This window comes from Chryseobacterium sp. S0630, assembly GCF_024158915.1.
GTDB lineage: Bacteria > Bacteroidota > Bacteroidia > Flavobacteriales > Weeksellaceae > Chryseobacterium.
This window is the reverse complement of record NZ_JAMZGF010000095.1, coordinates 1-12635: the sequence shown is the minus strand read 5'-3', so window position 1 is coordinate 12635 and position 12635 is coordinate 1. Positions and strand designations below refer to the sequence as shown.

The following is a 12635-nucleotide window of genomic DNA, read 5'->3' as shown; positions in this document are numbered from 1 at the left end:
ATAAAAGATAAAAGATAAAAGATAAAAGATAAAAGATAAAAGATAAAAGATAAAAGATAAAAGATAAAAGATGTTGTCATTAAAATTCAATAGGGGTGGGCTTCAGCCCAGCCAGCTTAAAAATTGAACATTCACCCATTGGCTTTTAGCCAAAACCTATCAATCGGTAAAATCTTAATATCCTTCTACACAATCATCCGTGAAAATCCGTGCAACCCGTGGGAAAAATATTAAGGAATCACAATCTTCTCTCCTCCAAATTTCGGTTCCACCCCAAAAAGAAGATCCCAATATGCTTTGGCTTTCGCAAAATATTCTCTCAAATTGGTTTTTAACCCTGCATATTTATTCACATCCGCTGCATTATATCCAAAGGCTTCCATTCCATTTTTTCTGGCCAGAAAAACAGCTCTTTCATTGTGAAACTTCTGAGAAATAATAACCAGTTTTGTCTGACTGAAAATATCTTTTGCTCTTACCACAGAATCCAGTGTCCTGAATCCGGCGTGATCCATAATGATTTTATCCTGCGGAATTCCCTCCTGCATCAGTGCAAGCTGCATATCTTCAGGTTCGTTATAATCCTTGGTACTGTTATCACCACTAACGATGATGTATTGTATTTTTCCACTTTTGTATAAATCACTTGCGGCCTTAATTCTGTTATAGAAATAAGCATTTGGGGTTCCGTTGCTCAGAAGTTTTCCGGTTCCCAGTAATAATGCGGTTTTTGTTTGCGGTACATCAGCAGTATTATAGGAAACGAATGGTTCGCTGTCTTTTTGAATGCTGTAATTCGCCCAGGTAATAAAAATAATTCCTGCAACGAGAAGAAGCAGGAAAAATTTAAAAATATTTTTGATTATTTTTTTCATCCGAAAATATATCTTTTAAAACTCCAGACCGTTCGGGAAAGCTTTTTTTCTGAATATTAATAAGAATGCTGCTCCTACTGTAATGGCAGAATCTGCAACGTTGAAAATATATTTGAAGAACTCAATATGTTTTCCTCCTATCAAAGGCCAGCTTTCAGGAACGTACCAGTCTACTACAGGAAAATGAAGCATATCCACTACACATCCTTTCATAAATGTAGAATATCCGTGTCCGAAAGGAACAAGCTTAGAAATTCCGCCATAGCCAATCCATCGGTCTGTGCTGGCGTCATAAACAGTTCCGCTGTCGAAGATCATTCCATAGAACATTCCGTCAATAAGATTTCCGATTGCACCTGCAAAAATGATCGCCATTGGAACTAAAAGATAATTAGAAGCTCCTTCTTTTAACCATTTTTTGAACATGTAGATCATCCCTCCAATCAGGAAAACTCTTAGGATAACCAGAAAATATTTTCCAATGATTCCTCCGAAGTGAAATCCATACGCCATTCCCGGATTTTCAACAAAAGTTTTATTAAAAAAGCCATTGATGACAGGAATACTCTCATTCAGTTCAAAATGAGTTTTGATATAAATTTTTGAAGCCTGGTCAATGAACAACACTAAAAGTGTTATCGCTAAGATCTTTTTCATTACTGTCCTTTAGGTTTTGAGGGCTTTGAAGCCGGCTTTACATTTTTGTTATCGCTTGCTTTCTTGACCACTTTCTGTCCATTGAAAGAGCTCTTAACATGAGCCTTTTCAAATTTAATATTCATTTCCTTCAGGACACTTTTCAGTGCACTCAGCTCCATAGAATTTTTAGGATGTACTATGATAGATTCCATTTCTTATATTTGTTTTTTACATTTTGGACAGCTCATCAAGTCTTTTCCTGTCTTTCTCAGACAGATCATTGACTCCATTTTTGCCCATCTTACTCAAAAGTCTGTCGATTTCTTTCTTCCGCTCCCGTTTATCAGAATTGAATTGATCATCAATGGTATAGTTCTTCTGCGGTTCAGGAAAGAATCTGTTTTTGATCCATTCTCTGTTGAAAAACAGCAGCACTAGTGTGACAATCAATCCCAAAATTAATAATTCGCTCATGGGTATACATTAAAAATTAGGTTTATAAAGTATCCGTGAATACGATATAAACCCAATATTATTTTTCAAACCTTACGGTTATTTTTGCATGTTTTTCGCTTCGATGCTCAGCGTAGCGTGAGGAACAGCTAAAAGTCTTTCCTTAGGAATCAGTTTTCCTGTTACTCTGCAAACACCATACGTTTTATTTTCGATTCTGATCAAAGCATTTTTAAGGTCACGCACGAATTTTTCCTGTCTTCCTGCCAAAATAGAGTTCTGCTCTTTGCTCAGCGTTTCAGCTCCTTCTTCAAAAGCTTTGAAAGTAGGAGACGTATCATCAGTACCATTATTCTGGTCATTGATGAAACTTTCTCTGATAAGCTGAAGATCCTTTTCTGCTTTTTCTATTTTTTCTTTAATGATCGCTTTAAATTCCTGTAAATCAGCATCGCTGTATCTAACTCTTTCGTCTGACATATTCTTTCTCTTTTTTAATAAAATTATGAAATGGAATTTGAAATATAATAACTACATGTTAATTTTTTTCAACATTTATCTTAAAATTAACCTCATCTATTTCGATTTCGTTAAAATTTGAAAGTGAAGATACAATTTCTATTTTATTTGACAAGACTTCGGAAGAAATATATTCCTCATTTTTCTTAATCTCATTCAAGAAAGGAGAACTTTCTTCTAATGTGATTGAAATTCTGTCTGTCAGATCAAAGTCTTTATCTTTTCGCAGGTTTTGAATTCTGTTGATGAATTCTCTTGCGATACCTTCAGATTTTAGCTCATCGGTTAACGTCAAATCTAATGCCACAGTTGTTTTTCCATCAGAAGTAACCGTCCATCCAGGGATATCTTTTGTAGAGATTTCCACATCATCAAGAGTGATCTCGTATCCTTGAACGTCTATTCTTCCTTCTTTTTCAAGACCGGCAATCTGTTCTGTAGTAAGATTTGCAATCTCTGCACCTACCACTTTCATGTCTTTTCCTAATTTAGGACCAAGAGCTTTGAAGTTAGGTTTTATCTGTTTTACAATTAAGTGAGATGCTTCTTCAGCATTAATTAACTGTAATTCTTTCACATTTACTTCCTGCTTGATCAGATCTGCTACAGCAAGAATCTGCTCTTCTGCTTTAGAATCCAATACAGGAACCAATACTTTTTGTAACGGCTGACGAACTTTTACATTTTCTTTCTTTCTCAGAGAGAAAACCATACTTGTAATGTTCTGTGCTAAATGCGTTTTTTCAACCAGATCCTGATCAATTAAGCTTTCATCAGCTATCGGGAAGTCTGTAAGGTGTACAGATTCACAGTTTTCTTTACCTGTTACTTTATTTAAATCCTGATATAATTGATCCATAAAGAATGGTGCAATTGGAGCAGAAAGTTTCGCCACTGTTTCAAGACAAGTGTATAAAGTCTGGTAAGCAGAGATTTTGTCATCAGAATAATCTCCTTTCCAGAAACGTCTTCTGCACAATCTTACATACCAGTTACTTAAGTTATCATTCACGAAATTACTGATCGCTCTTGCAACTCTTGTTGGCTCATAGTCTTCATAGAAAGCTTTCACTTCCTTGATCAGAAGATTCAGTTCAGAAAGGATCCATCTGTCGATTTCCGGACGGTTTTCCACTTCTTTTTCTGAATAGTTGAAGCCATCCACATTCGCATATAAAGCAAAGAATGAATAGGTATTGTAAAGTGTTCCGAAGAATTTTCTTCTTACCTCGTCAATTCCTTCAATGTCAAACTTCAGGTTTTCCCATGGGTTTGCATTCGAGATCATATACCAACGCGTTGCATCCGGACCGTACACTGCAAGTGTTTCAAACGGATCTACAGCATTTCCTAAACGTTTTGACATTTTTTGTCCGTTCTTATCCAGAACAAGACCGTTACTCATTACATTTTTATAAGCAACTGAATCAAATACCGCAGTTCCGATAGCGTGAAGCGTATAGAACCATCCACGCGTCTGGTCAACACCTTCTGCGATGAAATCAGCAGGGAATGCTTTATTGTTGTCTATTAATTCTTTGTTTTCGAAAGGATAATGCAGCTGTGCATAAGGCATAGAACCTGAATCGAACCAAACGTCGATCAAGTCGCTTTCACGTCTCATTGCTTTTCCTGAATCAGAAACCAATACCACTTTGTCTACTACATTTTTGTGAAGATCCACAAGTTCGTAGTTAGACTCAGACATATTTCCGATGATGAAACCTTTGAACGGGTTTTCAGTCATCAATCCTGCTGCAATTGATTTTTCGATTTCGTTGTATAATTCTTCTACAGAACCGATGATCTTTTCTTCTTTTAAATCCTCTGTTCTCCAGATCGGCAACGGAATACCCCAATATCTTGAACGGGAAAGATTCCAGTCGTTTACATTTTCCAACCAGTTGGCAAAACGTCCTTCTCCGGTAGCTTTTGGCTTCCAGTTGATGTCTTTGTTCAAATTAACCAGTCTGTCTTTTACAGCAGTCATTTTCACAAACCATGAATCAAGCGGATAGTACAATACCGGCTTATCTGTTCTCCAGCAATGTGGATAGGAGTGGACATATTTTTCTACTTTGAAGGCCTTGTTTTCCGTTTTCAATAAGATGGCAAGTTCTACATCCCATGATTTCTCAGGAGCAGTTCCTTCATCGTAGTACTCATTTTTGATATAAGTTCCGGAGAATACCTCAGGCACATTGTCTCCTTTGATGAATTTACCTTGTAAATCTACCAATGGTACAAGATTGTCATTTTCATCTTTTACCAACATCGGTGGAATTTCTGGTTGAGCCATTTTAGCTACTCTCGCATCATCAGCACCAAAAGTAGGAGCCGTGTGAACGATACCTGTACCGTCCTCAGTCGTTACGAAATCTCCTAAGATTACTCTGAATGCATTCTCAGGATTGTCATTTGGCGTAAACCATGGAACTAATTGCTCATATCTTGTATCAACAAGTTTTTCTCCAGTAAATTCTTTTAGTATTCTGAAAGGAATTACTTTCGTTTCCGGAGTATAGTTGGCAAAATCTTCATCTGAACCTTCTGCATATTTTTTACCGAAAACCTTAGGTAAAAGAACACTTGATAAAACTACTGTTACAGGTTCAAATGTATATTGATTGAAGGTTTTAACTACAACATATTCAATATCTCTACCAACGGTAAGAGCGGTATTGGATGGAAGCGTCCATGGAGTCGTCGTCCATGCAAGGATATGTACATCTCCGTCAACATCATTAAACAATGTTGAAGAGTTTTTCTTCACTTTAAACTGAGCCACAACCGTTGTGTCCGAAACATCACGATAGGTTCCGGGCTGATTCAGCTCGTGAGAAGAAAGTCCTGTCCCTGCTTTTGGAGAGTAAGGCTGGATCGTGTAGCCTTTGTACAACAGATCTTTGCTATACAACTGCTTCAACAACCACCAAACGGTTTCCATATATTTTGACTTGTACGTGATGTACGGATCATCAAGGTCTACCCAATATCCGATTTTCTCCGTAAGGTTATTCCATACGTCGGTATAACGCATTACTGCTTCACGGCAAGCTTTGTTATAGTCTTCAATAGAGATTTTTTTGCCAATATCTTCTTTCGTGATTCCTAACTCTTTTTCTACACCCAGTTCCACAGGAAGACCATGCGTATCCCAGCCTGCTTTACGAAAAACCTGCTTTCCGTTTTGAGTCTGGTAACGGCAGAAAATATCTTTCAATGCTCTTGCCATTACGTGGTGAATTCCAGGCATACCGTTTGCTGAAGGCGGACCTTCATAAAAAACAAACTCAGGATTTCCCTGACGAATCTCAACACTCTTATTGAAAGTTTTATTTTGTTTCCAAAATTCCGCTACATTGTCTGCTACGTCAATAAGGTTGAGGTTTTTGTATTCTTTAAATTGGCTCATTGTAAATATCTCAATATCGTTGATTAATTAAGTCTGCAAATTTACTAAAATTTGTCGGTTTATAATATATGTTTTATTTTGATATCTTCTATTAAAAAGTTCAATTTCAGAAATATAAATAAAGAAAGTGAGAAAAAGGGAATGGTAAGCGGTTTATAAGTGAATTTTTCTGGGTGTTTTTTATATAAAATTTAATGCAATTTATTCAATAGGATTATAGCCAGTTCCTATTGAATTGTATCTCTCTGGGATATTCTCTTTTAGCTTTGTCAATTCCAACTTTGTCACTCCGGTAGGAGTCTCGATATATTTTATAACCCAATTAATGTAGAGTATAGATTCCTACCGGAATGACAAACTGGACGGATAGTCTTTACGAATAAATAATCTGCTCAATCAGCAAAACCTGTGAGAAAGAGTATTCAATAGGAACGGGCTATAATCCTGAGCTTAGTCGAAGGGAGCCCGTTTTCACATAATACATCCCTTATTAGCCAAAACCTACAACATAATCATCCGTGAAAATCTGTGAAATCTGCGGTAAAAAAAATAAGCATAGCTTAAAAATTAGTATATTTAAGTAGACCTATAAACCAAATGCTGTATGAAAACCTTTCCCCAACTGATATTAATGATTTGTTTAATCAGCAGTATCATCACCTACGCTCAAAATAATTATCCACAAAATTATTTCAGAAATCCACTCAATATTCCCATGCAGCTGGCTGCCAATTTTGGAGCTCTCAGAACCAATCACTTTCATATGGGGCTGGATCTGAGAACCAATAGCCAGGAAAATCTTCCTGTTCTTGCAGCTGCTGATGGCTATGTGAGCAGGATAAAAGTAGAGCGCTACGGGTTTGGAAATGCAATCTACATCACTCATCCCAATGGATATACAACGGTATATGCTCACCTGAACAAATATTTTAATGCACTTGATGGATATGTAAAAGAAAGGCAGTATAAAGATGAGAAGTGGGAACAGGATATTACCTTTCAACCCGGACAGTTTCCTGTGGAAAAGGGACAACAGATTGCCTTGAGTGGAAATACAGGAGGATCTGCAGGCCCACATCTCCATTTTGAAATAAGAGATACCAAAACAGAGGAATGTTTAAATCCGTTACTTTTTGGCTTTGCCATTCCTGATAATATAGCACCCATTATAAGCGGGTTGTATTGGTATGACCGTCGTTTCAGTACTTATGAACCAGGAGCGAATAGCATTTCAGTAAAAAAAGCTGGGAATATTTATACTGCTGGTCTCATTCAGGTAAACTCTCCTGAGATAAGTTTTGCCGTTAAAGCCGTTGATAAAGCTAATCAGGGTTTTAATCTAGGTATTTATAATGCGGAACTATTAATGGATGGTAAGCTGATTTACAGTTTTAAAATTGATAAGATCCACTATGATGATACTCGTTACCTCAACGGCTGTATAGATTATACCAAATTCATCAGAGATAAAATGGGAATTCAGCACTTATCTGATTTACCGGGAATGAAATTGCAGAACTACAGCCTTCCGAATGAAAATGGGATTATTAAGCTTCAGGATGAAAATGTTCATACTATTGAAATTGTTCTGAAAGACGTCAAAGGAAATACAAGCCGTCTGACAACCAAACTTCAGTTAAGCAAAGTCTCAGACAAAATACCTTCTACGGCAAAAACAATAATGGCTAATCAAGGGAAAACCATTACCACAGAAAATACGGAGATTACCTTCAGTAAAAATGCTATGTATGATGCGGTAAATTTCAATGCTTATGAAAAACCGGATACAGATCCGAATGCGGTTTCAAACAGTATTGTTTTACAAAGTCCTTACATTCCAGTTCAGGATGAATATACTTTAAAAATAAAACCCAACAGAAAATTAACCAATACAGAAAAAGACAAAGCCGTTATTGTTCTTGACTATGGCAGTGACAAAAATGTTGTTAAGGTAAAATGGAATGGTGACTGGGCGGAAGGGAAATTCAACAGATTGGGTACTGCAAAATTGTTGATAGATAATAATCTTCCATCCGTTTCATCAGGCTGGGCAGAAGGAGCGTTGGTTAATAGCAGCTCTTTACTCTTAAAAGGAACAACGAAAGTGGGAGATATTATTTCATTCCGAGCCGAACTGGATGGCAAATGGTTGAGGTTTGCCCGTGTAAAAGATAATTTTGTCTACACTTTTGATGAAAAATGTCCTAAAGGAAGCGGTTCTCATACTTTAAAAGTAACAACCATCAATACTGCAGGGAATACCAATACACAAACTTTTATGTTTAAGAGATAATTCATCTTTTAATACTTGAATCTTTAAATCTTTTAATTTTAATTAGATAAATTTGCTTTTTAAAAATTAAAATCATTGGAATTTCATCCGTCAATCGAGAAAGCAGGGATTCAGGAAATCAAAATATTTCAGGAAGAAAAACTTCATGAGCTTTTGACTTATCTTGAAGCTCATTCCCCTTTTTACCAGAAACTGTTTAAAGAAAATAATATCAATATTGCAGATATCCGTACGTTGGAGGATCTTCAGAAGATTCCTACCACTACAAAGAATGATCTTCAGCAGTATAACCATGATTTTTTCTGTATAACACCAGATAAAATTGTGGATTACAGTACCACTTCCGGAACATTGGGAGACCCGGTGACTTTCGGATTATCCGACAGTGATCTTGAAAGGCTTGCGTACAATGAAGCGATATCATTTGCCTGTGCAGGAATTCAGAAAGGAGATGTTGTTCAGATGATTACCACCATAGATAAAAGATTTATGGCTGGGCTTGCTTATTTTCTTGGTTTAAGAAAAATGGGAGCAAGCGTGGTAAGAATGGGGCCCGGAATTCCGGAACTGCAGTGGGATTCTATTTTCAGATACAAACCAAAATATTTGATTACCGTACCTTCTTTTCTACTGAAAATGATTGATTACGCCGAAAAACACGGGTTAGATTATAAAAACTCCAGTGTGTATGGGGCTGTATGTATTGGCGAAAGCATCAAAAATCAGGATTTTACAGATAATATTCTTTCACAGAAAATCAAAGAGAAATGGGATATCAAACTTTTTTCTACCTATGCGTCTACCGAAATGAGTACCGCTTTTACAGAGTGTGAATATCAGATGGGAGGACATCACCATCCGGAATTGATTATTACTGAAATCCTGGATGATGAAGGAAATCCTGTAAAAGAAGGAGAAAGTGGTGAACTTACCATTACAACATTGGGTGTTGAAGCCATTCCTTTATTGAGATTTAAAACCGGAGATCTTGTAAAAGCGCATGGTGAGCCATGTCAATGTGGAAGAAATACGATGAGATTAGGGCCTGTAGTAGGAAGAAAGCAGCAGATGATCAAATACAAAGGAACGACATTGTATCCACCTGCCATGAATGATATTTTGAATGATTTCAATAATATCTTATGCTATCAGATTGTTATTCAGGCTAACGAAATCGGACTTGATGAGATTATCATTAAACTAAGTACAGAAGCAGATCATGAAGGGTTTGTCAATGAAGTAAGAGATCACTTCCGTGCTAAATTAAGAGTGAGCCCAAAAATTGAAATTATTGATTTTGATGTTCTTTCTAAAACCGTTTTTAATCCAAACAGCAGAAAGCCAATCACTTTTATTGACTTAAGATAAAATTAAAATAAAGAGTCATATAAATACTTCCTTTTATAATATCTTTGGGCTCTTAATTTAAAAAAACTAATAGCATATGAGAAAATTATTATTGCTGGTGTTCATGGTGACAATGACAATCGCTTTCGGACAGGAGAAAATGAAAATAGTTGCCGGAAGTCTGGGTGTTCTGAAAGATCAGACCGAAGTAAATGTTGAGGTTAAATTTGAGAACGTTCTGTTTATGAAAGAAAATATTACAGAAGCTCAATACCTTGAAAACAGAAAAAAACAAGTTCTTGACAATCCTAAAAGAGGACAAGCGGCATGGAATGAATGGATTGGAGAGTGGGAAAAATATAAAACTGAGTATGCAGATTATTTTGCAAAAGGGCTTAATAAGACGTATAAAAATATTTTATTTAAAAAAGATACTTCTGCAAAATATACACTATTGGTAGAGACCAATTGGATATTTCCAGGATGGCATGCCGGGCTTACTGCAATGACCGCTGAGATAACAGGTAAAATAAAACTGATAGAAACCAATAATCCTTCTGCTGTTTTAGCTGAAATAGAGCTTAAAAAGTTTGATAAATTTGTGCAGAATGAAGAATTTGTAATGGAGTACGGAAGAATAGCTGCAGCCTATGAATCTACCGGAAGATATCTGGGAAGAGAAATTAAAAAATCTATGAAATAAAAAAAACGGTCTGAATTTTCAGACCGTTTTTTTTATGCTTGGTTTTGCTGTTCCTGCTTTTCTAACTTGATCAGGTTGGCAAGGTTTTTAATGACTGTATCGTGCTTTCTCACAAAAGGATTGTCTTTATTCCAGACATAGCCTGCTAAAACAGCACAGATCTTTTTCTTTACGTCCGGATTTTCCGGTTGATGGAAGAATAATTCCTGAAGATTTCCGGTATACCACTCTTTTACATACGTTGTGAAAACATCTACTCCGTATAAAATATAATCTGTGTATTCTTTCTGCCAGTCAATTTTTTCTCCGTTTAATTGTCTTAACGCCAGTTTGGCGGCCAGCATTCCGGATTCTGTGGCAAAAGCCATTCCTGAAGAGAAGACTGGATCAAGGAATTCTGAAGCATTTCCTGTTAAAGCAAATCCGTCTCCGAATAAACTTTTTACAGAACAGGAATAATCTTTCAGATGGTTAGGTTCAAAAAGAAAATCTACATTTCCAAAACGTTTTACATAATAATCAGAAAGAGAAATGGCTTTTCTCAAAGCTTCTGTTGTATCTCCGTTTTCAGATAGTCTATCAATGTATTCAGTAGGGCCTACAATTCCTAAACTTGTGTTTCCGTTGGAAAAAGGAATTACCCAAAGCCATACTTCTGTTTCAATAATGTCAAAAGAAATCAAAGTTCCTTCCTCTCCCGGTTCTCTGTTGATATCGTTTACATGAGAGAAAATAGCAGAGTGAGGTGATAATTTTGAAGGTTTCTCCAAATCAAGAAGACGAGGCAGCACTCTTCCGTAGCCACTGGAATCGATAACAAACTTAGCATGAATCTCTTTTGTTTCTCCATCCTTGTTTCTTACCGTAGTTATAGAATCTGTTCCGTCAAATTTGATGTCTATAACCTCAGTTTCAAATTCAAGATCAATTCCCTTATTCATTACTTCCTGAGCAAGAGTATTATCAAAATCAGCTCTCGGAACCTGCCAGGTCCAGTCCCAGCCTTCCCTGAATTTGTTGCTGAAATCAAAAATGCAGACTTCGTCACCACGAAGAAAACGAGCTCCAAGCTTTTTTTCAAAGCCCATTTTGTCTAATGCAGGGAAAAGTCCGGCCTCCTCAAAGTGGTCCATTACCCTTGGAATTAAGCTTTCTCCAACTACGAGTCTGGGGAATTTTGTCTTTTCGACTACTTTTACGCTGACGTTATTGTTCTTCAGGTACGAAGAAGACACGCATCCGGAGGGTCCGGCTCCGATTACAAGAACGTCAACAAATTCTTTGCTCATCTTTGATTTTTTATTTTAATAATAACTTTTATCTTTGCCGCAAAATTAGTGACAAATAATTAATATTTTACAAAATTATCAACTATTACTTTTAATTGATGAAAATAAATAACTTTTTAGAACTGAAAGACTTTCAAAAAATTATCATTGAGAATGAAAAAATAGAACTGGATGAATCACTTTTATCAAGAGTGGATAAAAGTTTTCAGTTTTTAAAAGAGTTTTCAAAAAATAAAGTAATATATGGTGTGAACACCGGTTTTGGGCCCATGGCTCAGTTTAAAATCAGTGACGAAGATACACACCAGCTTCAGTATAACCTGATCAGAAGCCACTCTTCAGGAATTGGAAACCCTTTGCCTGCAGAAGAAGTAAAAGCATGTATGCTGGCAAGACTGAATACCTTATCATTAGGGAATTCAGGAGTGCATCAGTCTGTTATTTATCTTCTTCAGGAGCTTATCAACAGAGATATTACTCCACTGATTTTTGAACATGGAGGAGTAGGAGCAAGTGGTGACCTTGTTCAGCTGGCTCACCTGGCTTTGGTATTAATTGGAGAAGGAGAAGTTTTTTACAATGGAGAAAGAAAATCTACCAAAGAAGTTTTTGAAACTGAAGGATTAGAACCGATTAAAGTTGAGATCCGTGAAGGTCTTGCTTTGATGAACGGAACTTCCGTAATGTCAGGAATCGGTATCGTAAATGCTTATAAAGCCAATCAGCTTACTGATATTTCTCTTAGACTGTCTTGTGCCATCAATGAGATTGTACAGGCTTATGATGATCATTTATCAGCAGCATTGAACGGAACAAAAAAACATTACGGTCAGCAGAAAGTGGCAGAAAGAATGCGTGCTCACCTGGCAGATAGTAAACTGATCAGAAAAAGAGAAGAACATCTTTATACCCATTTTCAAGAACAGGAAAAAGTATTCAAGGAAAAAGTTCAGGAATATTATTCATTAAGATGTGTTCCTCAGATTCTAGGTCCCGTATTGGATACATTGGAATACACAGAGAAGGTTCTTGAAAATGAGATCAATTCTGCGAATGATAACCCAATTATCAATGTTGAAGATCAACATGTATATCACGGAGG

Annotated in this window: 11 protein-coding genes; 4 read left to right on the top strand and 7 right to left on the bottom strand. The window is 36.5% G+C overall.

From position 1 onward, the window contains the following. Nucleotides 1-230 precede the first annotated feature (230 nt). From NK356_RS23450 to ileS, 6 genes are all read right to left on the bottom strand, one after another. On the bottom strand, nucleotides 231-875 hold the full coding sequence (locus NK356_RS23450; RefSeq protein ID WP_253318190.1) for a vancomycin high temperature exclusion protein: 645 nt from the start codon (nucleotides 873-875) through the stop codon (nucleotides 231-233). A 15-nt stretch (nucleotides 876-890) separates the two neighbouring features. Next, nucleotides 891-1532 (bottom strand): lipoprotein signal peptidase, encoded by a 642-nt coding sequence (locus tag NK356_RS23445; protein ID WP_034692496.1) that lies wholly within the window; start codon nucleotides 1530-1532, stop codon nucleotides 891-893. Further along, entirely contained in the window at nucleotides 1532-1726 is a 195-nt protein-coding gene (locus NK356_RS23440) for a DUF2683 family protein (RefSeq protein ID WP_034692495.1), read from the bottom strand. Before NK356_RS23440 ends, NK356_RS23445 begins: the two co-directional genes overlap by 1 nt. Nucleotides 1727-1742: 16 nt before the next feature. Then, the gene (locus NK356_RS23435) at nucleotides 1743-1988 is read right to left on the bottom strand and encodes a DUF6576 domain-containing protein (protein ID WP_253318189.1); all 246 of its coding nucleotides are present in this window, start codon (nucleotides 1986-1988) and stop codon (nucleotides 1743-1745) included. Between the two features lie 78 nt (nucleotides 1989-2066). Then, on the bottom strand, nucleotides 2067-2447 hold the full coding sequence (locus NK356_RS23430) for a TraR/DksA C4-type zinc finger protein (protein WP_002983772.1): 381 nt from the start codon (nucleotides 2445-2447) through the stop codon (nucleotides 2067-2069). Nucleotides 2448-2505: 58 nt separating this feature from the next. Further along, nucleotides 2506-5901 carry an isoleucine--tRNA ligase gene (gene ileS, locus NK356_RS23425; RefSeq protein WP_034692490.1) on the bottom strand — a complete coding sequence of 1132 codons (3396 nt, stop codon included), beginning with the start codon at nucleotides 5899-5901 and terminating at the stop codon, nucleotides 2506-2508. 604 nt (nucleotides 5902-6505) lie between these two features. Here ileS and NK356_RS23420 point away from each other — a divergent pair. From NK356_RS23420 to NK356_RS23410, 3 genes are all read left to right on the top strand, one after another. Next, nucleotides 6506-8194, top strand: coding sequence for a M23 family metallopeptidase (locus tag NK356_RS23420; protein ID WP_253318188.1), 1689 nt, complete (start codon nucleotides 6506-6508; stop codon nucleotides 8192-8194). Between the two features lie 75 nt (nucleotides 8195-8269). After that, nucleotides 8270-9562: a phenylacetate--CoA ligase family protein gene (locus tag NK356_RS23415; protein WP_253318187.1), complete on the top strand. Its 1293-nt coding sequence runs from the start codon at nucleotides 8270-8272 to the stop codon at nucleotides 9560-9562. A 76-nt stretch (nucleotides 9563-9638) separates the two neighbouring features. Continuing rightward, entirely contained in the window at nucleotides 9639-10244 is a 606-nt protein-coding gene (locus NK356_RS23410) for a hypothetical protein (RefSeq protein WP_253318186.1), read from the top strand. A 32-nt stretch (nucleotides 10245-10276) separates the two neighbouring features. Here the strand turns inward: NK356_RS23410 and NK356_RS23405 are convergent, their stop codons facing one another. After that, a complete protein-coding gene (locus tag NK356_RS23405; protein ID WP_253318185.1) occupies nucleotides 10277-11533 on the bottom strand; it encodes an NAD(P)/FAD-dependent oxidoreductase in 1257 nt (418 codons plus the stop codon). 98 nt (nucleotides 11534-11631) lie between these two features. On the opposite strand from NK356_RS23405, the gene hutH reads away from it, so the two are divergent. Next, nucleotides 11632-12635 (top strand): histidine ammonia-lyase (gene hutH, locus NK356_RS23400; RefSeq protein WP_253318184.1); only part of this gene is annotated, 1004 nt, incomplete at its 3' end.